The organism is Mycolicibacterium parafortuitum (genome assembly GCF_002086815.1).
Lineage (GTDB): Bacteria > Actinomycetota > Actinomycetes > Mycobacteriales > Mycobacteriaceae > Mycobacterium > Mycobacterium parafortuitum.
In genome coordinates this window covers 1-25476 of record NZ_MVID01000003.1, presented here as the reverse complement: position 1 = coordinate 25476, position 25476 = coordinate 1, and the positions used below count along the sequence as shown (strand labels likewise).

The following is a 25476-nucleotide window of genomic DNA, read 5'->3' as shown; positions in this document are numbered from 1 at the left end:
TGGCCACGCTACCGTTACCGGCCGTGGCCCCTTCGTTGTTCGGCGGTGTGCCGTTCGCCGAGAACGTGCCGCTGGCGCCGCTGACCACGCTGCGGGTCGGACCGGTGGCCCGCCGCCTCGTCACCGCGGAGACGACCGAGCAGGTCGTCGCCGCTGTCGGCGCCACCGGACCGGACGCGCTGATCCTGGCCGGCGGATCCAACGTGGTGCTCGCCGACGACATGACGGACCTGACCGTGATCCGGCTGGCGAACGCCGCGATCACCGTCGACGGTGACGTGCTGCGCGCCGAGGCCGGGGCGGTGTGGGACGACGTCGTCGCCGCCGCATTGGCGCACGGGCTGGGCGGGCTGGAGTGCCTGTCGGGCATCCCCGGTTCCGCGGGCGCGACCCCGGTACAGAACGTCGGTGCGTACGGCGCCGAGGTCGCCGACACCATCCGCCGGGTCCGGCTGCTGGACCGGACCACCGGCGAGGACCGCTGGGTATCGCCCGATTTTCTCGAATTCGGGTATCGGACAAGCATTCTCAAGCACGCGTCGGAGTGGGTGGTGCTGGAGGTCGAGTTCGGGCTGGACGCCGCCGGGCGCAGCGCGCCGCTGCGCTACGGCGAGCTGGCCACCGCGCTGGCCGCCGGACCGGGGGAGCGCGCCGACCCGCACCGGGTGCGGGCCGCGGTACTGGAGCTGCGCGCCCGCAAGGGCATGGTGCTCGACGCGGCCGACCACGACACGTGGAGCGTCGGCTCGTTCTTCACCAACCCCGTCGTGTCCCGCGCCGACTTCGAGCGGATCGCGGCGTCCGTCGACGCCCCGGTGCCGAATTACCCGGCCGACGCCGGGGTCAAGCTTGCTGCCGGATGGCTGGTCGAGCGGGCCGGATTCGGCAAGGGATACCCCGGTGACGCGGCGCCCGCCCGGCTGTCGACCAAGCATGCGCTGGCGCTGACCAACCGCGGTGCGGCGACCACCGCCGATGTGTTGGCCCTGGCCAGGACGGTGCGCGACGGTGTCAGGGCCGCCTTCGGGATCGAACTCACACCCGAACCGGTTCTGGTCGGGTGCGTGCTGTAAGTACCCTGGGTCTACGTGAACCCCGCAGACCCGCTGCCGTCGATCACCAGACGGCGAGCTCTCACCGCGTTTGCGGTCGGTGTCGTGGCGCCGGCGACGCTGGCAGCCTGTATGTCGAACGACGGAACGCCGTCCCCGGACGGCTCGTCCGGCGACACACCGAAGGCTCCCACAGTCAGCTACGAACCCGTCGCGGACGCCACCGACGTCTCCCCCAAGGACACCGTCGCGGTGAAAGTCGAGGACGGCTGGTTCCAGAAGGTGTCGCTGGCCAACGCGAGCAGCGGGAAGGTGGTCGCGGGCTCGCTGAACAAGGAGCGCACCACGTTCACGGTGACCGAGTCGCTGGGCTACGGCAACACCTACGAGTGGTCGGGTTCGGCGGTCGGCGAGGACGGTAAGGCGGTGCCGCTGTCCGGGTCGTTCACGACGGTCGCCCCGGCCACCGAGGTCAACGGCCGGTTCCAGCTCGCCGACGGGCAGACCGTCGGCGTCGCCGCCCCCATCATCCTGCAGTTCGACGCCGCGATCGCCGACGCCGACCGCGCTGAGGTGGAGAAGGCCGTCAAAGTCACCACCACTCCCGCGGTCGAGGGCAGTTGGGCGTGGCTGCCCGACGAGGCGGGCGGCTCGCGGATGCACTGGCGGACCAAGGAGTACTACCCGGCCGGCGCCACCGTGCATGTGGACGCCGATCTGTACGGCGTGCCGTTCGGCGACGGCATGTACGGCGCCGCGGACTCCACCCTCGATTTCACCATCGGCCGCTTCCAGGTGGTCAAGGCCGAGGCGTCGTCGCACCGCATCCAGGTCATCACCGACGCCGGGGTGATCATGGACTTCCCGTGCAGCTACGGCGAGGGCGATCTGGACCGCAACGTCACCCGCAGCGGCGTGCACGTGGTCACCGAGAAGTACGAGGACTTCTACATGACCAACCCCGCCGCCGGGTACGCGAACGTGCGGGAGCGGTTCGCGGTCCGGATCTCCAACAACGGCGAGTTCATCCACGCCAACCCGGCCAGCTCGGGCGCGCAGGGCAACAGCAACGTCACCAACGGCTGCATCAATCTGTCCCTGGAGGACGCCGAGCAGTACTTCAACACCGCGATCTACGGCGATCCGGTGGAGGTGACGGGCACCCGGATCCAGCTCTCCTACGCCGACGGCGACATCTGGGACTGGGCCGTGCCGTGGGAGGAATGGCAGGCGATGTCGGCGCTGTCGTCTGCGGACAAACCCGACGAGATCCCCGCCTCGGCGCCGGCGACCCCGTCCGGGGCCCCGCAGCCGGCGGGCGCCGGCCGCCCCGGCGGCTAGCGGCGCCGAGAGTGCGCACAGATCGCGTCGTCCGCCGCGACGGCGCTCTCACCGCACTCTCGAGGGGGCCCGGCGGGCCGAACGGTCAGCTCTGCCGGTTGAAGCGCGATCCGCTCGCGCCGCTGACCTGATCACGCGGCCGGACCACGATCAGGTCCAGGTCGACGTGCGGCGGGCGGCTCGCGACGAACCCGACCACCTCGGCGATGTCCTCGGCCACCAGCGGGGTGACGCCCTCGTACACCTTCTCGGCGCGCTCGGCGTCGCCCTCGAAACGGTTCAGCGAGAATTCCGTCTTCACCATGCCGGGCGCGATCTCGGTGAGCCGCACCGGTTTTCCGAGCAGCTCGCTGCGCAGCGTGCGGTGCAGCACGCCCTGCGCGTGCTTGGCCGAGGTGTAGCCGCCGCCGTTGTCGTAGATCTCCACCGCGGCGATCGAGGTGATCGTGACGATCAGGCCGTCCCCGGATTCGATCAGCTTGGGTAGCAGCGCCCGGGTGACATGCAGCGTGCCCAGCACGTTGGCCTCCCACATCCAGCGCCAGTGCTCGACGTCGGCGTCGGCGATCGACTCCAGTCCGCGGGCACCCCCGGCGTTGTTGACGAGCACGTCGACGCGGTCCAGCCGCCCGGCGAGCGCCGCCACGGCCGTCGGATCAGTGACGTCCGCCACAATCGCGGTGCCGTCGATCTCGGCGGCCAGCGCCTTGATGGGGCCCTCTCGCCGGGCCACGCAGATCACGTGAAAGCCTTGGGCGGCAAGGGTTCTCGCAGTGGCTTCACCGATTCCGGCACTGGCTCCGGTGACCACTGCGACGCGGCGGGTATCTGAGGGCGTCGTCATGGCCCCAAGCCTAGGCCCCGAAAACAAGGCGTCGCGAAACCGCGAGTAGTCGTGTTAACTTGACCGCGTGTACCGGAATAGTCAGGCAGTTCTCGCTGCCGCGCGGCGTGCGTGTTGTTGTTGCGCACCCCGCCGCGCCTGACTGCGCCCGGACTGATCCAGTCCCGCTGAGTCGCCAGGTGTGGCACGAGCCCACCGACCGACTTCACCGAAGGACTGATCCATGAGCACCTCCGCCACCACCCTCGCCCCCCGCACCCGCGCCGCCGCCGTCAAGCGCGCGACCCCGGTCCGCGGCACGGCCGCCGGCGCTCGTCGGCCCCAGGCGCTGCTGCACCAGATCGTCGCGCCGTCGCTGTGCCTGCCGGAGGCCGCCGCCGCATCGGTGTTCGCCGCCGCCCGGCAGCGCGGGCCGATCGCACGAGACGTGATCGCGCAGGTCACCGGCCTGAGCATCGCGACGGTGAACCGCCAGGTCACCGCCCTGCTGGATGCCGGACTGCTGCGTGAGCGTGCCGACCTCGCCGTCTCGGGGGCCATCGGCAGGCCGCGCGTTCCGGTCGAGGTCAACCACGAACCGTTCCTGACCCTCGGCGTCCACATCGGCGCCCGGACCACCAGCATCGTCGCCGCCGACCTGTTCGGCCGCACCCTCGACGTCGTCGAGACCCCGACCCCGCGCGGACCCCAGGCGGCCGCGCTGGCCGCCATCGCCGGCAGCGCCCGCCGCTATCTGAGCCGCTGGCACCGTCGCCGCCCGCTGTGGGTCGGCGTGGCCACCGGCGGCGTGGTGGACAGCGTCACCGGCTACCTCGACCACCCGCGGCTGGGCTGGGTCGACGCCCCCGTCGGCCCGGTGCTCGCCGATTCCCTCGGACTCCCGGTGTCGGTGGCCTCGCACGTCGACGCGATGGCCGGCGCCGAACTGCTGCTGGGTATGCGCCGCCAGCCCGCCAAGTCCGCCACCAGCTTGTACGTCTACGCCCGTGAGACCGTCGGCTACGCGCTGTCGATCGGCGGCCGGGTGCATTCCCCGACGAGCGGTCCCGGGACCATCGCCGCGCTGCCGGCGTACTCCGAATTGCTCGGCGGCACAGGGCGACTGGAGTCCACCGTCAGCGACGAAGCGGTGCTGACCGCCGCGCGCGAGGCGCACATCGTGCCGGCCGACGGACCGGCCTCGACAGTGACCGCGGTGCTGCGCGCCGCCAAGCAGGGCAACGCGCAGGCGGTCGCGCTGGTCACCGAACGCGCACGGGTGCTCGGCGAGGCTGTCGCGTTGCTGCGCGACATGCTCAACCCCGACGATCTCGTGGTCGGCGGTCAGGCCTTCACCGAGTATCCCGAGGGGATGAGCGCCGTCGAGGCGGCGTTCGCCGAGCGGTCCGTGCTCGGCCACCGCGACATCCGGGTGACCGCGTTCGGGAACCGTGTCCAGGAGGCCGGCGCCGGCATCGTGTCCCTCGGCGGCATCTACGCCGATCCGATCGCCGCGATGCGTCGGGCCCAGTCCCGCAGGCCCGAAGTCAGCGCCTGAGTTTGGCGCCGACGGCGGCGGTGTAGACATAACTTGTGCGCCTAGCAACCGATCCGGCCGGACTGCCCCAACCGCGGCGGGTGGCGGTGTTATCCGTGCACACGTCTCCGCTGGCCCAGCCGGGCACCGGGGACGCCGGCGGGATGAACGTCTACGTGCTGCAAACCTCCCTGGAGCTGGCCAGCCGCGGCGTCGAGGTGGAGATCTTCACCAGGGCCACCTCCTCGGGCGACGATCCGGTGGTCCCGGTGGCCCCCGGCGTGCTGGTCCGCAACGTCGTCGCCGGCCCCTTCGAAGGCCTCGACAAGAACGACCTGCCGACTCAGCTGTGCGCGTTCACCGCCGGCGTGCTGCGCGCCGAGGCCACCCATGAACCCGGCTACTACGACATCGTGCACTCGCACTACTGGCTGTCCGGACAGGTCGGCTGGCTGGCCGCCGACCGGTGGGCGGTCCCGCTGGTGCACACCGCCCACACGCTGGCCGCGGTCAAGAACGCGTCGCTGGCCACCGGGGACGCCCCCGAGCCGCCGATGCGCGCGATCGGCGAGCAGCAGGTGGTCGACGAGGCCGACCGGCTCATCGTCAACACCGAACACGAAGCCCGACAACTGGTTTCACTTCATCGGGCCGATCCCGCCCGCATCGACGTCGTGCATCCCGGCGTCGACCTGGCCACCTTCACCCCCGGCGACCGGACCGATGCGCGGGCGGCGCTCGGGCTTGACCCCGACGCCAAGATCGTCGCGTTCGTGGGACGCATCCAGCCGCTGAAGGCCCCCGACGTGCTGCTGCGCGCCGCCGCGCTGCTGCCCGACGTCCAGGTCGTGATCGCCGGTGGCCCGTCCGGGTCCGGGCTGGCGACCCCGGACAACCTGGTTCGCCTGGCTTCCGAGTTGGGTATCGCCGATCGGGTGACGTTCCTGCCCCCGCAATCGCGCGCCGACCTGGTGCGCGTCTACCGGGCCGCCGACATCGTCGCGGTTCCCAGCCACTCGGAATCCTTCGGCCTTGTCGCGGTCGAGGCCCAGGCGTGCGGGACCCCGGTGGTCGCCGCCGCGGTGGGCGGACTGCCGGTGGCCGTGCGCGACGGGGTGAGCGGCGCCCTGGTCGACGGGCACGAGCCCGCGGCGTGGGCGACGACGCTGGCAGAGGTGCTCGCCGCCGACCCCGACGCGCTGCGCCGCGCCGCGATCGAGCACGCCGCGACGTTCTCCTGGTCGCACACCGTCGACGCGCTGCTGGGCAGTTACGGCCACGCCATCGCCGACTACCGCGCCCGGCATCAGTTCTCGGCCCGGCGCAACGGACGCCGGTTCAGCATGCGGCGGGGAGTCCGCGCATGAGCACCGCCGACGCCGTGCGGGACCTCATCGAGCGGACACTGAAGGACAACGACCTCGAATACGCCTTCCACGAGGGTGCCGCCGGTGGGCTGCCCGGCCTGGTGGTGGCGCTGCCGGGGGAGCGCAGGCTCAAGACCAACACGATCCTGTCGATCGGCGAGCACTCGGTGCGCGTGGAGGCGTTCGTGTGCCGCAGACCCGACGAGAACCACGAGGGCGTCTACCGGTTCCTGCTCAAGCGCAACCGCAGGCTCTACGGCGTCGCCTACACCCTCGACAACGTCGGCGACATCTACCTCGTCGGCCGGATGGCGCTGGCCTCGGTGACCCCCGAGGAGATCGACCGGGTGCTCGGGCAGGTCCTGGAGGCGGTCAACTCCGACTTCAACACCTTGCTGGAGTTGGGCTTTCGCACCTCCATCCAGAAGGAATGGGAGTGGCGGGTCTCGCGCGGCGAATCGCTGAAGAACCTGCAGGCCTTCGAGCATCTCATCAGCGAAGACCTTGACGACGACTGAACCGTGTCGTGAGAAGATCACCTTATGGCAGATACCGCGACGCTGATCCTGCTCCGCCACGGCGAAAGTGAGTGGAACGCGCTGAACCTGTTCACCGGCTGGGTCGACGTCGACCTCACCGACAAGGGCAGGGGCGAGGCCGCCCGCGCCGGCGAACTGATCGCCGAACAGGACAAGCTGCCCGACGTGCTCTACACGTCGCTGCTGCGGCGCGCGATCACCACCGCCAACATCGCGCTCGACAAGGCCGACCGGCACTGGATTCCGGTGCACCGGGACTGGCGCCTCAACGAGCGCCACTACGGCGCGCTGCAGGGCCTGAACAAGGCCGAGACGAAGGCCAAATACGGTGACGAACAGTTCATGGCGTGGCGGCGCAGCTACGACACCCCGCCGCCGCCGATCGAGGCCGGCTCGGAGTTCAGCCAGGACCAGGATCCCCGCTACGCCGACATCCCCGGCGGCGCCCCGCTGACCGAATGCCTCAAAGACGTCGTCGAGCGGTTCGTCCCTTACTTCACCGAAGTCATCGTTCCCGACCTGAAGGCGGGCAAGACCGTGCTGATCGCCGCGCACGGCAATTCGCTGCGGGCACTGGTGAAGTACCTGGACGGGATGTCCGACGAGGACGTCGTCGGCCTGAACATCCCCACCGGGATCCCGCTGCGCTACGACCTGGACGAGAACCTCAAGCCCACGGTCGCCGGCGGCAGCTACCTCGACCCCGACGCCGCGGCGGCCGGAGCGGCCGCGGTGGCCGCGCAGGGCGCCAAGTAGGCCCTGGTTCACGCATCCGGGAAACGGCGGGTGAACACGCGGGGACAACTCGGAGACCCTGGCTGAAATTTCCGTCTCAGCGTCTGTGACTTGTCCCGATTTGGCCGCACGCTGCTGGGGTGACGTTCACCGAGTGCGTACGCTTTGCCCGTGAGTGTCGTATCGGCGCTGCTGCTCGTCGCAGTCGTGGCATTGCTCGCGCTGGCGATCGGTGTCGCGGTCGGCGTCCGGATGGCGCCCCGGGTTCGGGAGCGCCGGCAGCGGCGCTCGACCGAGCAGTCCGGCATCACCGTGTCCCAGATGCTCGAGCACATCGTCTCGCAGTCCCCGATCGGGATCGTCGTCGTCGACCACTTCCGTGACGTGGTGTACATGAACGAACGAGCCGGCGAGCTCGGCCTGCTGCGCGAACGCCTCCTCGACGACCGGGCCTGGGCCGTCGCCAAGCGCACGCTGGCCACCGGCGAACCGGGCGAGTTCGACCTGTCACCGCTCAAAGGCGACCGTCCCGGCCGCTCCGGGCTGTCGGTCCGTGGCCACGTGCAGCTGCTGACCGAGGTGGACCGCCGGTTCGCGGTGCTCTACGTCGACGACCAGTCCGAGCACGCCAGGATGGAGGCGACGCGGCGCGACTTCGTCGCCAACGTCAGCCACGAACTCAAGACCCCGGTCGGGGCGCTCGGCGTGCTCGCCGAGGCGGTGCTCGCCTCGGCCGACGATCCGGCCACCGTCGCGCACTTCGCGGAGAAGATGGTGATGGAGTCCACCCGGCTGGCCAACATGGTCGGGGAGCTGATCGAGCTGTCCCGGCTGCAGGGCGGCGAGCGGCTGCCCGATCTGGGTGCGGTCGATGTGGATGTCGTTGTCTCCGAAGCGCTCTCGCGGCACAAGGTGGCCGCTGAGAACGCCGACATCACGGTCACCACCGACGCGCCGACCGGTTACCGCGTGCTCGGCGACCAGACCCTGCTGGTGACGGCGATCGCGAACCTGGTCTCCAACGCGATCGCCTACTCGCCCAACGGATCCTCGGTCTCGATCAGCAGACGCAGGCGCGGCCGCAACATCGAGATCGCGGTCACCGACCGCGGCATCGGCATCGCCCCCGCCGATCAGGAGCGGGTGTTCGAACGCTTCTTCCGCGTCGACAAGGCCCGCTCGCGGGCCACCGGCGGCACCGGTCTCGGCCTGGCGATCGTCAAGCACGTCGCCGCCAACCACAACGGTTCGATCCGGTTGTGGAGCCAGCCCGGCACCGGCTCGACCTTCACCTTGTCCATTCCGGCGGCCGATCCGCCACACCTTGACGGCAACGACGCCGACGACAACCTGGACGACCGAGAGGATTGATTCATCGATGACCAGCGTGCTGATTGTGGAGGACGAGGAGTCCTTGGCCGATCCCTTGGCCTTTCTCCTCCGCAAAGAGGGCTTCGAAGCCACCGTGGTGGCCGACGGGCCCTCAGCCCTGGCCGAATTCGAGCGCTCCGGCGCCGACATCGTGCTGCTGGACCTGATGCTTCCCGGCATGAGCGGCACCGATGTGTGCAAGCAGCTGCGGTTGCGGTCGAGTGTCCCGGTGATCATGGTGACCGCCCGCGACAGTGAGATCGACAAAGTGGTGGGCCTGGAGCTCGGCGCCGACGACTACGTCACGAAGCCGTACTCGGCGCGCGAGCTGATCGCCCGCATCCGGGCGGTGCTGCGGCGCGGCGCCGACGCCGAGGATCCGGGCAACACCGACGGGGTGCTGGAGGCCGGGCCGGTGCGGATGGACGTCGAACGTCATGTGGTCAGCGTCAACGGCGCACCAATCACGTTGCCGCTCAAGGAGTTCGACCTTCTCGAGTATCTGATGCGCAACAGTGGGCGGGTGCTCACCCGCGGCCAGCTGATCGACCGGGTGTGGGGCGCGGACTACGTCGGCGACACCAAGACGCTCGACGTGCACGTCAAGCGGCTGCGCAGCAAGATCGAAGCCGATCCGGCCAACCCGGTGCATCTGGTCACCGTGCGCGGGCTCGGCTACAAACTGGAGGGCTGAGGTTCTCCGGCGATCAGCCGGTGACGCCGTCGATGATCTCCAGCAGCTCGAAGGTGTTGAGGGCGGCCGTGATCGACGGATCGGCCTCCGCGATCGCGAGTGCCTCGGCGCGGTCGGCGGCGCGCAGCACGCCCAGCCCCCACACCCCCTCGGGGTCGGCGACCGGGCCGTAGACGACGACGCGGCCGTCGGCGAGCAGCTGCTGCCAGTAGGTGTTGTGCAGGTGCATCGTGTGCTGCTCGATGTCGGTCATCGTCTGCGCGAAGTCGGCGCGGGGTGGGATCAGCCGAAACAGGAACAGCCCGCTCATTCGGCGGCGCGGGTCGCGGGGTGGACGGCGATCAGCCCTAATGCGCTGCGCCGCCTGCACATTGCGGCCAGCTCGGCGTACGCCTTCTCGCCGAGCAGCTCGGTCAGCTCGGGGGCGTAGGACTCCCACACCTGTTTGGCGCCGACGTGCGCGCCGGGGTCGCCGGTGCAGTACCAGTGCAGGTCCGAACCGCCCTCACCCCAGCCGCGCCGGTCGTACTCGGTGATGGTCGTCTTGAGGATCTCGGTGTCGTCGGGCCGGGTCACCCACTCCTGGGTACGCCGGATCGGCAGCTGCCAGCACACCTCGGGTTTGAGCGTCAGCGGCTCGACACCGATCTCGAGCGCCTTGCTGTGCAGCGCGCAGCCGATGCCCTTGGGCCACCCGGGACGGTTCAGAAAGATGCACGCGCCCTTGTATTTCCGGGTCCGCCAGTTCGGCTTACCGTCGTACTCGTCGAGCTCGAGATAGCCCTTCTTGCCCAGGCCCTTCTCGCGGTACTGCCAGTCCTCGTCGGTCAGCAGCTTCACCGCGTCGTCGAGCTGGGCGCGGTCGTCGTCGTCGGACAGAAACGCGCCGTGCGAACAACATCCGTCGTCCGGGCGTCCCTCGACCGTGCCCTTGCACGCGGGGGTGCCGAACACGCACGTCCAGCGCGACAGCAGCCACGTCATGTCGGCGGCGATCAGATGCTCGGGGTTGTCGGGGTCGTAGAACTCCACCCACTCACGGGCGAAATCGAGTTCGACCTCCCCGGGATGCGATGCCGATGCGCTCACGGTTTTCCACGGTAGACCCATTACGTTGTACGGGTGCGATTAGGCGTGCTCGACGTGGGCAGCAACACCGTCCATCTGTTGGTGGTCGATGCCCGCCGTGGTGGGCACCCGACGCCGATGAGTTCGACCAAGGCGTCGCTGCGGCTGGCCGAGGCGATCGACGACTCCGGGAAACTCACCCGCCGCGGCGCCGACAAGCTGATCGGCACGGTCGACGAGTTCGCGCGGATCGCGACCAGCTCGGGCTGTGCGGAGCTGATGGCGTTCGCGACGTCGGCGGTGCGGGATGCGACGAACTCCGAGGACGTCCTGACCCGGGTGAAGGCCGAGACCGGCGTCGACCTCAAGGTGCTCAGCGGCGTCGACGAGTCGCGGTTGACGTTCCTGGCGGTGCGGCGCTGGTACGGGTGGAGCGCCGGACGGATCATCAACATCGACATCGGCGGTGGCTCGCTGGAGCTGTCCAGCGGGGTGGACGAGGAGCCCGATGTGGCGCTGTCGCTGCCGCTGGGTGCGGGCCGGATGACCCGCGAATGGCTGCCCGACGATCCGCCGGGCCGGCGCCGGGTCGCGATGCTGCGCGACTGGCTGGCCAACGAGCTGTCCGAGGCGGGTACGGCGATCTCGGCCGCGGGTACCCCGGATCTGGCCGTCGCCACCTCGAAGACGTTTCGTTCGCTGGCGCGGTTGACCGGTGCGGCGCCCTCGGGTGCCGGCCCGCGGGTCAAACGCACGCTCACCGCGACCGGTCTTCGTCAACTCATAAATTTCATCTCTAGGATGACCGCGGCTGACCGTGCGGAATTGGAAGGGGTGAGTGTCGACCGGGCTCCGCAGATCGTTGCGGGCGCATTAGTGGCGGAGGCGAGCATGAGGACTCTCGGCATCGAGAGCGTGGACATCTGTCCCTGGGCGTTGCGAGAGGGGCTCATCCTGCGGAAACTCGACAGTGAGGCCGATGGGAGCGCGTTCGTCGGGGGCGGTGCCGACCATCCGGGCAAGGTCGGCGGGCCGGGCAACACCGGCGACGGTGAATCCGCCTCACGACCGATGTCCGTGCGCAATGCTGGACGCTGAAGCGGCAAAGCTCAGAGGCGACGAAGGCGATGACTGGAACTGAGGACAGCAACAGCAGCACGCGGCCGATCTCGGTCGCCGAGCTGCTGGCCCGCAACGGCACGATCGGGGCACCCCCGGTCGGCGGACGACGCCGCCGCCGTCGCGGCAACGCCGACGCCGTCACCGTCGCCGAACTCACCGGCGAGATCCCGATCATCCGGCCGGACGATCCGCCTCCCACGGCCCCGGTAGCCGAGCCCACTCCGGCCGCCGAGACGCCCTCCGAACCGGACGACGAACCCTCCACCAACGGTGTGGTCGATCACACCGACACCGCGGCCCAGGACGACGTGCAGGCCGAGCCCGAGGCCGAACCGGACGCGGTCGACGACGTTGCTGACGCCGAGCCCGAAGAAGAGGCCGAGCAGGCCGAGTCCGCCGGGAGCGACGGGGAAGTCCAGGCCGACCCAGAAGTCCAATCCGACCCAGAAGCCGCCGAGGACGAGGCGGACACGGTCGAGGCGGAAGCTGTCGCCGAGGTCCCGGAGCCCGACACCGTCGCCGAGCCCGTCGTCGAGCAGAGCAGCCCCCCACCCGCGCCGAAGCGCCGGTTCGGCTTCCCCCGGTTCGGCCGCAAGAGCGCGCCGGTCGCCGAGCCCGTCGTCGAGCGCGCTGCCGCGCCTGCGCAGGCCGAGGTGACCGACGTGGTCCCGACGGTCGACGAAGCTCGTGACCAGACGGCGCTCGACGATGCGCCGGCCGACATCGAGGTCGAGGACATCGACGTCGAGGCGGCGGTCGATGCCGACACCGCCACCGACACCGCCGACACCGACATCGCCGACTACATCGACGACATCGACGACGACGACCTAGCCGAGGACCTGGACAAGGACGACCTGAGCAAGGACGACGACTCAGACAAGGACGACGAGGACGACCTGCCGTCGTACCTGCGCCCGAGCAAGGAACCGCGGCTGTTCGGCGGTCCGTCGGCCGCCGACAGGGAGCTGGTCGACACCATCGAGGACGATCTGGCCGACGAAGACCTGGCCGAGGACGATCTCGACGACGACCTGGACGTCGAGGACGAGCCCCGCAAGATGTCCTCGGTCGTGCACGCGGCGTGGATCGTCGGGCAGTGCGTCATCGCGGTGTTCTTCGGCGCGGGCCTGTTCGTCGCGTTCGATCAACTCTGGAAGTGGAACAACATCATCGCGCTGGTGTTGTCGGTGCTCGTCATCCTCGGTCTGGTGGTCGGCGTGCGGATCGTGCGCAAGACCGAAGACATCGGCAGCACCCTGATCGCGGTGGCCGTCGGTGCGCTGGTCACCCTCGGTCCGCTCGCGCTGCTGCAATCGGGCTGACCGGGAATCGCCGGAAAGCACTGTGCGTCCAGCAATCAAGGTCGGTCTGTCGACCGCCTCGGTCTATCCGCTCAAGACCGAGGCGGCCTTCGAGTACGCCGCCAACCTGGGCTACGACGGCGTCGAGCTGATGGTGTGGGCCGAGGCGGTCAGCCAGGACATCGACGCGATCGAGGCGATGTCGAAGCGCTACGGCGTGCCGGTGCTCTCCGTGCACGCACCGTGCCTGCTGATCACGCAACGGGTCTGGGGCGCCAACCCGGTCACCAAGCTCGAGCGCAGCGTGCGCGCCGCCGAACAGCTCGGCGCCCAGACCGTGGTGGTGCATCCGCCGTTCCGGTGGCAGCGGCGCTACGCCGACGGCTTCAGCGACCAGGTGGCCGAGCTGGAGTCCGGCAGCGACGTGATGGTCGCGGTGGAGAACATGTTCCCGTTCCGCGCCGACCGGTTCTTCGGCGCGGGGCAGACCTCGATCGAGCGGATGCGCAAACGCGGCGGCGCCCCCGGTCCTGGCATCTCGGCGTTCGCGCCGTCCTACGACCCGCTCGACGGCGGCCACGCGCACTACACCCTGGACCTGTCGCACACCGCGACCGCGGGCACCGACGCGATCGAGATGGCCGGCCGGATGGGCGACGGCCTGGTCCATCTGCACCTGGCCGACGGCAGCGGCGCCTCCCACGACGAGCATCTGGTCCCGGGCCGCGGCACCCAGCCGACGGCCGAGGTCTGCGAGATGCTGGCTGCGAGCGACTTCGCCGGACATGTCATCCTCGAGGTCAGCACCTCCGGCGCCCGCACCGCGGCCGAACGTGAGGCGTTGCTGACCGAGTCGCTGCAGTTCGCGAGGACGCACCTGCTGCGCTAACCGCGATGAGCGCTTGCGCGACGAAGAGACGATAGAGGACGTGCATGACGAGCTCCGCCCTGTTCACCGACGCGATGGCGCTGACATCCGCAGGGGGCGGCGTCTACGACGGCGTACTCAACGAGCACTGGACGATCGGGCCGAAGGTGCACGGCGGCGCGATGCTCGCGCTGTGCGCCAACGCCGCCCGGATCGAGTTCGGCGAACCCGGCGTGGAGCCGATCGCGGTGTCGGGCAGCTTCCTGTGGGCCCCGGATCCGGGGCCGATGCAGGTCGTCACGACCGTGCTCAAGCGGGGACGGCGGGTCAGCCTGCTCGACGTCGAGCTGCGGCAGGGTGATCGCGCCGCCGTCCGTGCCGCGATCACGATGGGCACCCCCGAACACAGCGGTCCCGACACTCGGCCGCTGCTGTCGGTGAATCCGGTGGTACCGCTGATGACGCCCGAACCGCCGCCCGGCCTCGAACCGATCGGCCCGGACCATCCGATGGCCGACACCGTGCACCTCGCGCACGGCTGCGACATCAGGCCGTCGCTGACCACTTTCGGGCCACGCCGCGACGGCGGCATGCCGGTGATCGAGTACTGGGTGCGTCCCAAGGGGGTGGCGCCGGACGTGCTGTTCGCGCTGCTGTGCGGCGACGTGTCCGCTCCGGTGACGTTCGGGGTCAATCGGTTCGGTTGGGCGCCCACCGTGCAGCTGACGGCCTATGTGCGGGCCCTTCCCGCCGACGGCTGGCTGCGGGTGATGTGCACCGCCACCCAGATCGGGCAGGACTGGTTCGACGAGGATCACATCGTGGTCGACTGCGAGGGCCGCATCGTCGTCCAGACCCGCCAGCTGGCGATGGTGCCCGCCCAATAGCCCCGTCTGCCGCGTGCCATGCTTTCCCGCATGGCCAGAATCGCGATCATCGGTGGCGGAAGTATCGGGGAAGCACTGCTTGCGGGGCTGTTGCGCGCAGGCAGGCAGGTCAAGGACCTCGTGGTGGCGGAGAAGGGCCCGGACCGGGCCAAGTACCTCGCCGAGAAGTACTCCGTGCGGGTCACCTCGGTCTCTGACGCCGTCGACGCCGCCACCTACGTGGTGATCGCCGTGAAGCCCGGCGACGTCCAGCACGTGATCGGCGACATCGCCGACACCGCCGCCCGTGCCGAGAGCGACACCGCCGAGCAGGTCTTCGTCAGCGTCGCCGCGGGCGTCGGCACCGCCTACTACGAGAACAAGCTGCCCGCGGGCTCACCGGTCGTGCGGGTGATGCCGAACGCCCCGATGCTCGTCGGCGGCGGGGTGAGCGCGGTGGCCGCGGGCCGGTTCGCGACGCCCGAACACCTCAAGGAGGTGGCGCAGCTGTTCGACGCCGTCGGCGAGGTGCAGATCGTCACCGAGGGGCAGATCGACGCCGTCACCGCGGTGTCGGGGTCCGGGCCCGCGTATTTCTTCCTGATGGTCGAGGCGCTCGTCGACGCGGGTGTGGAGGCCGGGCTGCCGCGCAACGTCGCCACGGACCTCGCCGTGCACACCATGGCAGGCTCGGCGGCCATGCTGCTGGAGCGGCTCGACGAGGCCGCCGAGCGGGCCGGCTCGGGCCCGACGATGGACACCTCGCCCGCCCAGCTGCGCGCCACCGTGACGTCCCCGGGCGGCACCACCGCCGCGGGCCTGCGGGAACTCGAGCGCGGCGGTCTGCGGGCCGCTGTGGCCGCCGCCGTCGAGGCCGCGAAAAGGCGCTCTGAGCAGCTCGGAATTACATCCGAGTAGTTCAGCAATTTGGAACCGATTACCCCACACCCGTCGCAGTAACCCCACCCGCCACGCTATTCTCCCAGTGGTAAGCACGGGTGGGTCCAGCGGTGGGGAAGCCGCTGGAACTGCCCGCGCCTGATGGATTGGGTTGCGATGACGTCTATGAACGGGCCATCTTCGCGGGATTCGGCGAGCGGGAAGACGGCGCGTGACGCCGGGCAGGGTAGCGCCGGGGACGCGCAAGCGCCGCGTGCCCAATTTCTGACCGTCGCCGAGGTCGCGAGCCTCATGCGGGTCAGCAAGATGACGGTGTACCGCCTGGTGCACAACGGCGAGCTGCCCGCGGTGCGGGTGGGCCGCTCGTTCCGGGTGCACGCCAAAGCGGTCCACGACATGCTGGAAAGTTCGTACTTCGACGCCGGGTAGCCGCGGCCAGTCTGCACGCAGGCGGATTTCGGCGCCGGGACGGTTGCCAGGTAAGGTGACCGGTCGAGGCTGACGAGATCCGTACACGGGTCTCCACACAATCTAGGTAGCGGAGTTCATGGGTTCTGTCATCAAGAAGCGGCGTAAGCGCATGTCGAAGAAGAAGCACCGCAAGCTGCTTCGTCGCACCCGGGTGCAGCGCAGAAAACTCGGCAAGTAGGTCTGACGCCCCGTCGTTAGGCTGGCTGGATGGATTCTGAGGGTCGGTCCGGAACAAGCGCCGACGGGTCGGATACCCGCGAGGCCCTGAACTACCCGAAGGTCGTGCTGGTCACGGGAGCCTGTCGGTTCCTCGGCGGGTATCTCACGGCGCGCCTCGCGCAGAACCCGTTGATCAACCACGTGATCGCGGTCGACGCGGTCGCGCCCAGCAAGGATCTGTTGCGCCGGATGGGCCGCGCGGAGTTCGTCCGCGCCGACATCCGCAATCCGTTCATCGCGAAGGTGATCCGCAACGGCGACGTCGACACCGTGGTGCACGCCGCGGCCGCGTCCTACGCGCCGCGGGCCGGTGGCCGCGCGACGCTCAAAGAGCTCAACGTGATGGGCGCGATCCAGCTGTTCGCGGCGTGCCAGAAGGCGCCGTCGGTGCGCCGGGTCATCCTCAAGTCGACCTCCGAGGTGTACGGGTCCAGCTCGCGTGACCCGGTCGCGTTCTTCGAGAGCAGCAGCCGCAGGCGCCCGCCCGGTGAGGGGTTCGCCCGCGACAGCATCGACATCGAGGGTTACGCGCGCGGCCTGGGCCGGCGCAGGCCCGATATCGCGGTGACGATCCTGCGGCTGGCCAACATGATCGGCCCGGCCATGGACACCGCGCTGTCGCGGTATCTGGCGGGCCCCGTCGTCCCGACGGTCGTCGGCCACGACGCCCGGCTGCAGTTGCTGCACGAGCAGGATGCGCTCGGTGCGCTGGAGCGCGCCACCATGGCGGGGAAGCCCGGCACGTTCAACATCGGCGCCGCTGGGGTGATCATGATGAGCCAGGCGATCCGGCGGTCGGGGCGGCTGGCGCTGCCGGTGCCGCGGTCGGCGTTGGTCGCCGTGGATTCGCTGTGGCGAGCCACCCGCAATACCGAACTGGATCGCGAGCAGCTCGACTACCTCAGCTACGGCCGCGTGATGGACACCAACCGGATGGTCAACGAACTCGGCTACACCCCGAAGTGGACGACGGCCGAGGCTTTCGACGACTACGTGCGCGGCCGGGGTCTGACCCCGATCATCGACCCGCGCTGGATGAATGCGCTGGAGAATCGCGCGGTGTCGGCGGCGCAGCGCTGGGGACGGTAGACTCTGCGCCGGGTGCGATCGTGGGGGACAGCAGGGGAGAAGGATAGCCGGTGCCGGGCGAGCCGAGAGCGAAAGTCATTCCGCTGCATGGGAATTCGGGACGCAGCGCGGCCAGTCGGCGCTCCGCGGCACAGCGGGCCGATAGCGCGTCGCGTCATCCGTCGCTGCTGACCGACCAGGGAACGCGCGCCTCCGCCGAACAGATCGCGGCCGTCGTCCGCGAGATCGACCAGCATCGCGGGCCCGGTGCGGGCGCCGGATTCGACGAGCAGGAACCCAACGAACTCGCCCAGCGCATCGCGGGTATCGCCGAGTTCGTGCGCAAGCGGATGACGGGCGACTACGCCGTCGACGAGTTCGGGTTCGATCCGCACCTCAACGACGCAATCTTTCTGCCTTTGCTACGAGTGCTTTTCAACTCCTGGTTCCGGGTCGAGGTCAGTGGCATCGAGAACCTTCCGGACACCGGTGCGGCGCTGGTGGTGGCCAACCATGCGGGCGTGCTGCCGTTCGACGGGTTGATGACCCAGGTCGCCGTTCGCGACAAGCACCCGGCGCACCGCGATCTGCGGATGCTGGCCGCCGACATCGTGTTCGACATGCCGGTGGTCGGGCAGGCCGCCCGTAAGGCCGGGCACACCATGGCCTGCACCGACGACGCGCACCGGCTGCTCGCCGCCGGTGAGCTGACCGCCGTGTTCCCCGAGGGCTACAAGGGGCTGGGCAAGGGGTTCAAGGACCGCTACAAGCTGCAGCGGTTCGGCCGCGGCGGGTTCGTGTCCGCGGCGCTGCGGACCAAGGCGCCGATCGTGCCGTGCTCCATCGTCGGATCCGAGGAGATCTATCCGATGGTGGCCGACGTGAAGCTGCTGGCCCGGCTGCTCGGGCTGCCGTACTTCCCGGTGACGCCGCTGTTCCCGCTGGCCGGCCCGCTCGGCGTGGTGCCGCTGCCGTCGAAGTGGTACATCCAGTTCGGCGAGCCGATCGACACCGGCGATTACGACGAGTCGGCCGCCGAGGACCCGATGGTCACCTTCGAACTGACCGACCAGGTCCGCGAGACCATCCAGCAGACCCTCTACCAGCTGCTGGCCAACCGGCGGAACACCTTCTTCGGCTGACCCGGGCCGACCGTCGCCCGGCGTAACTGGCTAGCCGGTCTCGGCTTTTTGCCCGGCAACGAACTTCGACAGCGCTGACGCATCGCGCTTGGCGGCGATCTGCGCGGTGAGCTCGTCGGCCTCGTTCTCGTACTGCGCCTCGCCCATCACCGTCACGATGCTGGTGATCACCGGCTCGCCGTTGTCGTCGGTCACCTCGCCGCGGATCTCGGTGAGCACCGCGCCGTGCGATTCGGTGACCGAATCCAGGTACGAGTCGAACCACAGCTTGTCGCCGGCCACGATCGGCCGGTGGAACACCAGCTTCTGGTCGCGGTGCAGCACCCGCTCCATGTTGATCGGGAGGTCGAACTGATTGAAGATCTCCTCCTGCACCCGCCGGCCCGCGACCGCCAGGAACGTCAGCGACGCGATCACCGCGTCATGGCCGCACTCCTTGGCCGCGTCCTCGTCGTAGTGCGCCGGGTGGTCGTCCTTGACGGCGCGGGCGAACTCACGGATCTTCTCCCGGTCGACCTGGAAGTAGTCCGGGTACCGGTAGTGCGTCCCGATGATCTCGTCTGCGATGCCCATGCGCGTCTTCCCGTGGTCTGTTCCCCCGATAGAACGGGTCGGCCCGCCGCTCGATGAGGCGGCGGGGCCCGAGCCTACCAACGGTGCGGGCGTGCCTACTTCTTGTCGCGGTGCGAGACGACCGCGGCCAGCGCCCCGCCCGCCGCGCCCAGTGCCAGCGCCGACGGCACCCCGATGCGGGCGGCCTTGCGCGCGGTGCGGAAGTCACGGCTCTCCCAGCCGCGCTCGCGGGCCAGGTCGCGCAGGTCGGCGTCCGGGTTGATCGCGACCGCGGTGCCCACCAGCGACAGCATCGGCACGTCGTTGAAGCTGTCGGAGTAGGCCGTGCAACGGCGCAGGTTCAGCCCCTCCCGGATGGCCAGCGAGCGCACCGCGTGCGCCTTGCCGGTGCCGTGCAGGATGTCGCCGACCAGCCGGCCGGTGAACACGCCGTCGATCGACTCCGCGACCGTGCCGAGGGCGCCGGTCAAGCCCAGCCGGCGCGCGATCGTATCGGCCAGCTCGTACGGCGTCGCGGTGACCAACCACACCTGCTGACCGGCGTCGAGATGCATCTGGGCCAGCGCCCTGGTGCCCGGCCAGATCTTGGTGGCGATGATCTCGTCGTAGATCTCCTCGCCGAGCGCGACCAGCTCGGCCGTCGACCGGCCCTCGATGAACGACAGCGCCTTACGCCTGCCCTCGGCGACGTCGTCGCTGTTCTCCCGCCCGGTCAGCTGGAATTTCGCCTGCGCGAACACGAACATCGCCAGGTCCCGGTAGGTGAAGTAGTCGCGGGCGGCCAGCCCGCGGGCAAAGTGCACCAGCGAGGAACCGTGCACGAGGGTGTTGTCGACGTCGAAGAACGCCGCCGCGGTCAGATCCGGCGGAGGCGGCGGAGGGCCGGTGAGGTCGGCCGGTGATTCGTCGAGGCCCTGCGCAGCAGCCTCCGCGCTAGCTTCACCTGCGAGTTTCTGGGCCCGGCCCCCGATATCGGACACGATGACAACACTAGGTCACCGCGCCGGGATACTGGCGGGGTGGATCGAGGAGTGCAGCTGCTGACGCGTGAGGGTTGTCCGATGTGCGCGGCCGCGGCCGAGCAGCTGAGGTCGCTGGCCGGCGAGCTCGGGTTCACGCTGACGGTCACCGACGTCGACGCCGCCGCAGCGGGCGGGGACACCGGGCTGCGCGCCGAGTACGGCGACCGGCTGCCCGTGGTGCTGCTCGACGGCGTGGAGCACAGCTACTGGGAGGTCGACGAACCCCGGCTGCGGAGCGATCTGACCAGTTGAGACCCTGGGCACGATTGTCCGAGCAAATTTGGTAGCACAACTGGTTAACGTCTACCTTGGACGGGTGCCAATCGTGGTGAGGAAGCCATGAGCGTCTTGCTTTTCGGGGTTTCGCACCGCAGCGCGCCGGTGTCGGTTCTGGAACAGCTGAGCACCGACGAATCGGACCAGGCCAAGATCGTCGCCGAGGTGCTGCGGTCGTCGCTGGTCACCGAGGCAATGGTGCTCTCGACATGCAACCGGGTAGAGATCTACGCGGTCGTCGAGGCATTTCACGGCGGTCTTTCGGTCATCGGACAGGTGCTGTCCGACCACTCCGGGATGTCGCTGCAGGACCTCACCAAATACGCCTACGTGCGCTACGCCGAGGCTGCCGTCGAACATCTCTTCGCCGTGTCCAGCGGGCTGGACTCCGCGGTCGTCGGCGAGCAGCAGGTGCTGGGCCAGGTCCGGCGCGCCTACGCCGCCGCCGAGGCCAACCAGTCCGTCGGTCGCACCCTCCACGAGCTGTCCCAGCGGGCGCTCGCGGTCGGCAAGCGCGTGCACTCCGAGACCGGGATCGACCGCGCCGGTGCTTCGGTGGTGTCGGTGTCGCTCGACATCGCCGAGCGCAAGGTCGGCTCGCTGGCGGGCCGCCATGCGGTGGTCGTCGGCGCCGGGTCGATGGGCTCGCTGGCCGCCAAGCAACTGTTGCGTGCCGGCATCGACCGCATCCATGTGGTCAACCGCAGCCTGCCACGGGCCAAGCGTCTGGCCGAGAACATCCGTGCCGACGGGATCGCCGCCGAGGCGTACCCGTTCGACCACCTGCCGCCGCTGTTGACCGACGCCGACATCGTGATCAGCTGTACCGGCGCGGTGCGCCCGGTGGTGTCGCTGGCCGACGTGCACCGCGGGCTCGCACACGTCCGCGAGCCCAAGGACCTGGTGATCTGCGACCTCGGCATGCCCCGCGACGTCGACCCCGCGGTCGCCGGTCTGCCCGGGGTGTTCGTCATCGACATGGACCGGATCCTGCGGGAGCCGTCGGCCAAGACCGCGACGTCGGACGCCGACGCCGCCCGCGCGATCGTCGCCGCCGAGGTGGCCGGCTACCTCGCCGGTCAGCGCGTCGCCGAGGTGGCCCCGACCGTCACCGCGCTGCGGCAGCGCGCCGCCGACGTGGTGGAGGCGGAGTTGCTGCGGCTGGACAACCGGTTGCCGGGTCTGGACTCCGCGCACCGCGACGAGGTCGCCAACACCGTGCGCCGTGTCGTCGACAAACTCCTGCACGCGCCCACGGTGCGCGTCAAACAACTGGCCAGCGCGCCGGGCGGGGACAGCTACGCCGAAGCGCTACGTGAACTGTTCGAACTCGACCAGCACGCCGTCGACGCCGTCGCCGGTAGTGAACTCGGGGCCGTCGCGGAAACTGAAATACCTTCTTCTGCACTGAATCTCGACCCAACCGAGTAAACCCACACAGCCGAAAGCCGCCACGTGATCCGAATCGGCACCAGGGGAAGCCTGCTTGCCACCACCCAGGCCGGCACCGTCCGCGACGCTCTCATCGCCGCCGGACATGACGCCGAGCTCGTCATCGTCTCCACCGAGGGGGACCGTCGCGCCGACGAGCCCATCGCCGACATCGGCGTCGGGGTCTTCACCGCAGCGCTGCGCGAAGCCATCGCCGACAACGTCGTCGACGCCGCCGTGCACTCCTACAAAGATTTGCCGACGGCCACCGACCCGCGGTTCACGATCGCCGCGACACCGGTGCGCGCGGACGCCAGGGACGCGTTGGTCGCCCGTGACGGGCTGGTGCTCGGGGAGTTGCCGACGGGCTCGGTGATCGGCACGTCGTCCCCGCGAAGGGTCGCACAGCTTAGAGCACTGGGTCTCGGTTTGGAAATCCGCCCCCTACGAGGCAACCTAGATACCAGGTTGAACAGGGTAAGCAGCGGTGAGCTCGACGCCATCGTGGTGGCCAAGGCGGGTCTTGCCCGCATCGGTCGCCTCGACGCGGTGACCGAGACGCTGGAGCCGGTACAGATGTTGCCGGCGCCTGCGCAGGGAGCTTTGGCAGTCGAGTGCCGTGCCGGTGATACGGCGCTCGCGCAACTGTTGGCGGAGCTCGACGACGCCGACACGCGTGCGGCGGTCACCGCGGAGCGAACCTTGCTGGCCGAACTGGAGGCGGGTTGCTCTGCACCGGTGGGCGCGATCGCGGAAGTGGTCGAGTCGATCGATGAAGACGGCCGCGTCTTCGAAGAGCTGTCGCTGCGCGGCTGCGTGGCGACGCTGGACGGATCCGACGTGATCCGCGCGTCCGGCATCGGGACACCCGATCGGGCACGGGAGCTGGGGCTCTCCGTGGCCGCGGAGCTGTTCGAGCTGGGGGCACGCGATCTGTTGGACGAAAGCGGGAGAGACACATGAGCTTGCGAGGACGCAAGGGCAAGCCCGGACGCATCACATTCGTCGGCTCCGGGCCCGGAGATCCCGGCCTTCTGACGGCGCGGGCCCGCGCGGTGCTGGCCAACGCCGCCTTGGTGTTCACCGACCCCGACGTGCCCGAAGCGGTACTGACCCTGGTGGGCTGCGAGTTGCCGCCGCCGGCGGGACCGCTGCCCGCGGCCGCCGACAAGGCGGCCAAGAAGGACGCCGACCAGACCGATGCCGCGGCCGAGGACGCCAAGGCCGCCGAGGCGGCCAAGGACGCGGTGATCCCCGGCGGTCCCGACGTGCGGCCCGCTCTCGGCGATCCGGCCGAGGTGGCCAAGACGCTGGCCCACGAGGCGCGCACCGGGGTTGACGTGGTCCGGCTCATCGCCGGTGACCCGCTGTCGGTCGATTCGGTGATCACCGAGATCAACGCGCTGGCCAAGACCCAGCTGAACTTCGAGATCGTGCCCGGCCTGCCCGGCACCTCGGCGGTGCCGACCTACGCCGGGCTGCCGCTGGGGTCGTCGCACACCGTCGCCGACGTCCGCGGTGACGTCGACTGGGCGGCGCTGGCCGCCGCCCCCGGACCGCTGATCCTGCACGCGACGCCGTCGCACCTGCCGGAGTCCGCCCGCACCCTGATCGAATACGGGCTGTCCGAGTCCACCCCGGCCGTGGTCACCGCCAATGGCACGACGTGCCAGCAGCGTTCGGTCGAGACCACCCTGGGTGGGCTGCTCGACAAGGCCGTGCTCGCCGGTACCGAACCGGCCGGTCCGCTGACCGGCACGCTGGTGGTCACCATCGGCCGCACCGTCGCCCACCGCGCCAAGCTGAACTGGTGGGAGAGCCGCGCGCTGTACGGCTGGACCGTGCTGGTGCCGCGCACCAAGGACCAGGCGGGCGAGATGAGCGACCGGCTCGTCGGCCACGGCGCGCTGCCGATCGAGGTGCCGACCATCGCCGTCGAACCGCCCCGCAGCCCGGCCCAAATGGAAAGGGCCGTCAAGGGTTTGGTGGACGGCCGGTTCCAGTGGGTGGTGTTCACCTCGACCAACGCGGTGCGCGCGGTGTGGGAGAAGTTCAACGAGTTCGGTCTCGACGCCCGCGCGTTCTCCGGGGTGAAGATCGCGTGCGTCGGCCAGGCCACCGCGGACAAGGTCCGCGCCTTCGGTATCAACCCGGAGCTGGTGCCCACCGGCGAACAGAGCTCGCTCGGCCTGCTCGACGAATTCCCGCCGTACGACGACATTTTCGATCCGGTGAACCGGGTGCTGTTGCCGCGCGCCGACATCGCGACCGAGACGCTGTCCGAGGGTCTGCGCGAACTCGGTTGGGAGATCGAGGATGTCACCGCGTACCGGACCGTGCGCGCAGCTCCGCCGCCGGCTCACACCCGCGAGATGATCAAGACCGGAGGGTTCGACGCGGTCTGCTTCACCTCCAGCTCCACGGTGCGCAACCTCGTCGGTATCGCGGGTAAGCCGCACGCGCGCACCATCGTCGCGTGTATCGGCCCGAAGACCGCCGAGACCGCAGCGGAATTCGGCCTGCGCGTCGACGTCCAGCCCGAGGTGGCCGCGGTCGGCCCGCTCGTCGAGGCGCTCGCCGAGCATGCCGCCCGGCTCCGCGCCGAGGGGGCCTTGCCGCCCCCGCGGAAGAAGAGCCGCCGCCGCTAACCCGAGGAGCCAACAGTGGGGTTCCCCCGACACCGTCCCAGAAGGCTGCGGACCAGCCCGGCCATGCGCCGGCTGGTGTCCGAAACCACGCTGCAACCACGGCATCTGGTGCTCCCGATGTTCGTCGCCGACGGCCTGGACCAGCCACGCGACATCCCTTCCATGCCCGGCGTGGTGCAACACACCCGCGAGTCGCTGCGCAGCGCGGCCGCCGAGGCGGTGGCTGCCGGTGTCGGCGGGCTGATGTTGTTCGGGGTGCCCAAGGACGAGGACAAGGACGCGACGGGGAGCGCCGGCGTGGATCCGGACGGCATCCTGAACCGCGCGCTGCGTGATCTGTCCAAGGACCTCGGCGACGACACGGTGCTGATGGCCGACACTTGCCTCGACGAGTTCACCGACCACGGTCACTGCGGGGTGCTCGACCCCAAGGGCCGGGTCGACAACGACCTGACCAACCGCAGGTATGTCGAACTCGCCGTGGCGCAAGCCATTTCGGGTGCCCATGTGGTGTCGCCGAGCGGGATGATGGACGGTCAGGTTGCCGCGATCCGCGACGGCCTGGACACCGCCGGCTACTCCAACACCGCGATCCTGGCGTACGCGGCCAAGTTCGCGTCGGGTTTCTACGGCCCGTTCCGTGACGCCGTCGGCTCCAGCCTGCAGGGCGACCGGCGCACCTACCAGCAGGATCCGGGCAACGGGCGTGAGGCGCTGCGCGAGGTCCAGCTCGACCTCGACGAGGGCGCCGACATCGTGATGGTCAAACCCGCGATGTCCTACCTCGACGTGGTCCGCGCGACCGCCGAGATCTCCCTGGTGCCCGTCGCGGCCTACCAGGTCTCCGGCGAGTACTCGATGATCGCCGCGGCCGGCGAGAAGGGCTGGATCGACCTGCCGACCGTGGTGCTCGAATCGCTGGAGGGGATCCGCCGCGCCGGCGCCGACATCGTGCTGAGCTACTGGGCCGTCGACGTGGCCCGCTGGCTGTCGTGACGGCGCCGCAGCAGCCACCGGTCACGCCCGGTACGCCCCCGCC

Annotated in this window: 27 protein-coding genes; 22 read left to right on the top strand and 5 right to left on the bottom strand. The window is 69.8% G+C overall.

The genetic code is table 11. The features are described from left to right. Window positions 1-23: 23 nt before the first annotated feature. Together BST38_RS04895 and BST38_RS04890 are read left to right on the top strand one after the other, a co-directional pair. Complete coding sequence (locus BST38_RS04895) at window positions 24-1073, top strand: UDP-N-acetylmuramate dehydrogenase (RefSeq protein WP_083142147.1); 1050 nt, start codon at window positions 24-26, stop codon at window positions 1071-1073. 15 nt (window positions 1074-1088) lie between these two features. Next, window positions 1089-2393 (top strand): L,D-transpeptidase, encoded by a 1305-nt coding sequence (locus BST38_RS04890; RefSeq protein ID WP_083142146.1) that lies wholly within the window; start codon window positions 1089-1091, stop codon window positions 2391-2393. 85 nt (window positions 2394-2478) lie between these two features. On the opposite strand, the gene BST38_RS04885 is transcribed toward BST38_RS04890, so the two are convergent. Beyond that, on the bottom strand, window positions 2479-3237 hold the full coding sequence (locus tag BST38_RS04885; RefSeq protein ID WP_083142145.1) for an SDR family oxidoreductase: 759 nt from the start codon (window positions 3235-3237) through the stop codon (window positions 2479-2481). Between the two features lie 223 nt (window positions 3238-3460). On the opposite strand from BST38_RS04885, the gene BST38_RS04880 reads away from it, so the two are divergent. The 6 genes from BST38_RS04880 (at window position 3461) to regX (ending at window position 9459) form a co-directional block, all read left to right on the top strand. After that, on the top strand, window positions 3461-4774 hold the full coding sequence (locus BST38_RS04880) for an ROK family transcriptional regulator (protein ID WP_110781506.1): 1314 nt from the start codon (window positions 3461-3463) through the stop codon (window positions 4772-4774). 35 nt (window positions 4775-4809) lie between these two features. Further along, window positions 4810-6120: a D-inositol-3-phosphate glycosyltransferase gene (mshA, locus tag BST38_RS04875; RefSeq protein ID WP_083142144.1), complete on the top strand. Its 1311-nt coding sequence runs from the start codon at window positions 4810-4812 to the stop codon at window positions 6118-6120. Then, window positions 6117-6638, top strand: a complete 522-nt coding sequence (locus BST38_RS04870; protein WP_083142143.1) for a type III secretion system chaperone family protein — start codon at window positions 6117-6119, stop codon at window positions 6636-6638. Before mshA ends, BST38_RS04870 begins: the two co-directional genes overlap by 4 nt. Before the next feature lie 24 nt (window positions 6639-6662). Then, window positions 6663-7415, top strand: coding sequence for a phosphoglyceromutase (locus tag BST38_RS04865; RefSeq protein ID WP_083142141.1), 753 nt, complete (start codon window positions 6663-6665; stop codon window positions 7413-7415). Between the two features lie 150 nt (window positions 7416-7565). Further along, the gene (locus BST38_RS04860; RefSeq protein WP_083142139.1) at window positions 7566-8765 is read left to right on the top strand and encodes a sensor histidine kinase; all 1200 of its coding nucleotides are present in this window, start codon (window positions 7566-7568) and stop codon (window positions 8763-8765) included. Between the two features lie 7 nt (window positions 8766-8772). Beyond that, window positions 8773-9459 carry a two-component sensory transduction protein RegX gene (gene regX / locus BST38_RS04855; protein WP_083142137.1) on the top strand — a complete coding sequence of 229 codons (687 nt, stop codon included), beginning with the start codon at window positions 8773-8775 and terminating at the stop codon, window positions 9457-9459. Window positions 9460-9472: 13 nt separating this feature from the next. On the opposite strand, the gene BST38_RS04850 is transcribed toward regX, so the two are convergent. Further along, on the bottom strand, window positions 9473-9769 hold the full coding sequence (locus tag BST38_RS04850) for a YciI family protein (protein ID WP_181791995.1): 297 nt from the start codon (window positions 9767-9769) through the stop codon (window positions 9473-9475). Then, window positions 9766-10569 carry a DUF3109 family protein gene (locus tag BST38_RS04845; RefSeq protein WP_083142135.1) on the bottom strand — a complete coding sequence of 268 codons (804 nt, stop codon included), beginning with the start codon at window positions 10567-10569 and terminating at the stop codon, window positions 9766-9768. The genes BST38_RS04850 and BST38_RS04845 overlap by 4 nt, the downstream gene beginning before the upstream one ends. A gap of 12 nt (window positions 10570-10581) precedes the next feature. Between BST38_RS04845 and BST38_RS04840 the strand changes: the two genes are divergently transcribed. From BST38_RS04840 to BST38_RS04800, 9 genes are all read left to right on the top strand, one after another. Then, window positions 10582-11625, top strand: a complete 1044-nt coding sequence (locus BST38_RS04840; RefSeq protein ID WP_083142134.1) for a Ppx/GppA family phosphatase — start codon at window positions 10582-10584, stop codon at window positions 11623-11625. Between the two features lie 29 nt (window positions 11626-11654). Continuing rightward, the gene (locus tag BST38_RS04835; protein WP_083142132.1) at window positions 11655-12974 is read left to right on the top strand and encodes an Rv0497 family membrane protein; all 1320 of its coding nucleotides are present in this window, start codon (window positions 11655-11657) and stop codon (window positions 12972-12974) included. A 22-nt stretch (window positions 12975-12996) separates the two neighbouring features. Further along, window positions 12997-13842, top strand: a complete 846-nt coding sequence (locus BST38_RS04830) for a sugar phosphate isomerase/epimerase family protein (RefSeq protein WP_083142131.1) — start codon at window positions 12997-12999, stop codon at window positions 13840-13842. A 44-nt stretch (window positions 13843-13886) separates the two neighbouring features. Further along, a complete protein-coding gene (locus BST38_RS04825; RefSeq protein ID WP_083142130.1) occupies window positions 13887-14708 on the top strand; it encodes a thioesterase family protein in 822 nt (273 codons plus the stop codon). 30 nt (window positions 14709-14738) lie between these two features. After that, window positions 14739-15605, top strand: coding sequence for a pyrroline-5-carboxylate reductase (proC, locus tag BST38_RS04820; RefSeq protein ID WP_181791996.1), 867 nt, complete (start codon window positions 14739-14741; stop codon window positions 15603-15605). 138 nt (window positions 15606-15743) lie between these two features. Next, window positions 15744-16016 carry a helix-turn-helix domain-containing protein gene (locus tag BST38_RS04815; protein ID WP_083142418.1) on the top strand — a complete coding sequence of 91 codons (273 nt, stop codon included), beginning with the start codon at window positions 15744-15746 and terminating at the stop codon, window positions 16014-16016. 118 nt (window positions 16017-16134) lie between these two features. Further along, window positions 16135-16236 carry a 30S ribosomal protein bS22 gene (locus tag BST38_RS04810; RefSeq protein ID WP_003402602.1) on the top strand — a complete coding sequence of 34 codons (102 nt, stop codon included), beginning with the start codon at window positions 16135-16137 and terminating at the stop codon, window positions 16234-16236. Window positions 16237-16265: 29 nt separating this feature from the next. Continuing rightward, on the top strand, window positions 16266-17366 hold the full coding sequence (locus BST38_RS04805; protein ID WP_083142128.1) for an NAD-dependent epimerase/dehydratase family protein: 1101 nt from the start codon (window positions 16266-16268) through the stop codon (window positions 17364-17366). Window positions 17367-17416: 50 nt separating this feature from the next. Then, window positions 17417-18487, top strand: a complete 1071-nt coding sequence (locus tag BST38_RS04800; protein WP_083142127.1) for a lysophospholipid acyltransferase family protein — start codon at window positions 17417-17419, stop codon at window positions 18485-18487. A gap of 30 nt (window positions 18488-18517) precedes the next feature. On the opposite strand, the gene BST38_RS04795 is transcribed toward BST38_RS04800, so the two are convergent. Both BST38_RS04795 and BST38_RS04790 read right to left on the bottom strand, forming a co-directional pair. Beyond that, complete coding sequence (locus BST38_RS04795) at window positions 18518-19060, bottom strand: FAS1-like dehydratase domain-containing protein (protein ID WP_083142126.1); 543 nt, start codon at window positions 19058-19060, stop codon at window positions 18518-18520. A gap of 95 nt (window positions 19061-19155) precedes the next feature. Further along, entirely contained in the window at window positions 19156-20040 is an 885-nt protein-coding gene (locus BST38_RS04790; RefSeq protein ID WP_083142125.1) for an HAD family hydrolase, read from the bottom strand. A gap of 39 nt (window positions 20041-20079) precedes the next feature. Between BST38_RS04790 and BST38_RS04785 the strand changes: the two genes are divergently transcribed. From BST38_RS04785 to hemB, 5 genes are all read left to right on the top strand, one after another. Then, the gene (locus BST38_RS04785; protein ID WP_083142124.1) at window positions 20080-20334 is read left to right on the top strand and encodes a glutaredoxin family protein; all 255 of its coding nucleotides are present in this window, start codon (window positions 20080-20082) and stop codon (window positions 20332-20334) included. A gap of 87 nt (window positions 20335-20421) precedes the next feature. Further along, window positions 20422-21789, top strand: coding sequence for a glutamyl-tRNA reductase (locus tag BST38_RS04780; protein WP_083142123.1), 1368 nt, complete (start codon window positions 20422-20424; stop codon window positions 21787-21789). Window positions 21790-21813: 24 nt separating this feature from the next. Beyond that, window positions 21814-22752, top strand: coding sequence for a hydroxymethylbilane synthase (gene hemC, locus BST38_RS04775; protein WP_083142122.1), 939 nt, complete (start codon window positions 21814-21816; stop codon window positions 22750-22752). Beyond that, entirely contained in the window at window positions 22749-24437 is a 1689-nt protein-coding gene (locus BST38_RS04770; RefSeq protein WP_083142121.1) for a bifunctional uroporphyrinogen-III C-methyltransferase/uroporphyrinogen-III synthase, read from the top strand. The genes hemC and BST38_RS04770 overlap by 4 nt, the downstream gene beginning before the upstream one ends. A 15-nt stretch (window positions 24438-24452) precedes the next feature. After that, on the top strand, window positions 24453-25433 hold the full coding sequence (gene hemB / locus BST38_RS04765) for a porphobilinogen synthase (RefSeq protein WP_083142120.1): 981 nt from the start codon (window positions 24453-24455) through the stop codon (window positions 25431-25433). Window positions 25434-25476 lie beyond the last annotated feature (43 nt).

What these genes read in the sequence shown, in the direction of transcription:
- BST38_RS04885 (WP_083142145.1), bottom strand. Translation starts at nt 3,237, where the DNA reads ATGACGACGCCCTCAGATACCCGCCGCGTCGCAGTGGTCACCGGAGCC.
- BST38_RS04880 (WP_110781506.1), top strand. Translation starts at nt 3,461, where the DNA reads ATGAGCACCTCCGCCACCACCCTCGCCCCCCGCACCCGCGCCGCCGCC.
- BST38_RS04870 (WP_083142143.1), top strand. Translation starts at nt 6,117, where the DNA reads ATGAGCACCGCCGACGCCGTGCGGGACCTCATCGAGCGGACACTGAAG.
- BST38_RS04865 (WP_083142141.1), top strand. Translation starts at nt 6,663, where the DNA reads ATGGCAGATACCGCGACGCTGATCCTGCTCCGCCACGGCGAAAGTGAG.
- regX (WP_083142137.1), top strand. Translation starts at nt 8,773, where the DNA reads ATGACCAGCGTGCTGATTGTGGAGGACGAGGAGTCCTTGGCCGATCCC.
- BST38_RS04850 (WP_181791995.1), bottom strand. Translation starts at nt 9,769, where the DNA reads ATGAGCGGGCTGTTCCTGTTTCGGCTGATCCCACCCCGCGCCGACTTC.
- BST38_RS04845 (WP_083142135.1), bottom strand. Translation starts at nt 10,569, where the DNA reads ATGGGTCTACCGTGGAAAACCGTGAGCGCATCGGCATCGCATCCCGGG.
- BST38_RS04835 (WP_083142132.1), top strand. Translation starts at nt 11,655, where the DNA reads ATGACTGGAACTGAGGACAGCAACAGCAGCACGCGGCCGATCTCGGTC.
- BST38_RS04825 (WP_083142130.1), top strand. Translation starts at nt 13,887, where the DNA reads ATGACGAGCTCCGCCCTGTTCACCGACGCGATGGCGCTGACATCCGCA.
- proC (WP_181791996.1), top strand. Translation starts at nt 14,739, where the DNA reads ATGGCCAGAATCGCGATCATCGGTGGCGGAAGTATCGGGGAAGCACTG.
- BST38_RS04815 (WP_083142418.1), top strand. Translation starts at nt 15,744, where the DNA reads ATGACGTCTATGAACGGGCCATCTTCGCGGGATTCGGCGAGCGGGAAG.
- BST38_RS04810 (WP_003402602.1), top strand. Translation starts at nt 16,135, where the DNA reads ATGGGTTCTGTCATCAAGAAGCGGCGTAAGCGCATGTCGAAGAAGAAG.
- BST38_RS04805 (WP_083142128.1), top strand. Translation starts at nt 16,266, where the DNA reads ATGGATTCTGAGGGTCGGTCCGGAACAAGCGCCGACGGGTCGGATACC.
- BST38_RS04795 (WP_083142126.1), bottom strand. Translation starts at nt 19,060, where the DNA reads ATGGGCATCGCAGACGAGATCATCGGGACGCACTACCGGTACCCGGAC.
- BST38_RS04780 (WP_083142123.1), top strand. Translation starts at nt 20,422, where the DNA reads ATGAGCGTCTTGCTTTTCGGGGTTTCGCACCGCAGCGCGCCGGTGTCG.
- BST38_RS04770 (WP_083142121.1), top strand. Translation starts at nt 22,749, where the DNA reads ATGAGCTTGCGAGGACGCAAGGGCAAGCCCGGACGCATCACATTCGTC.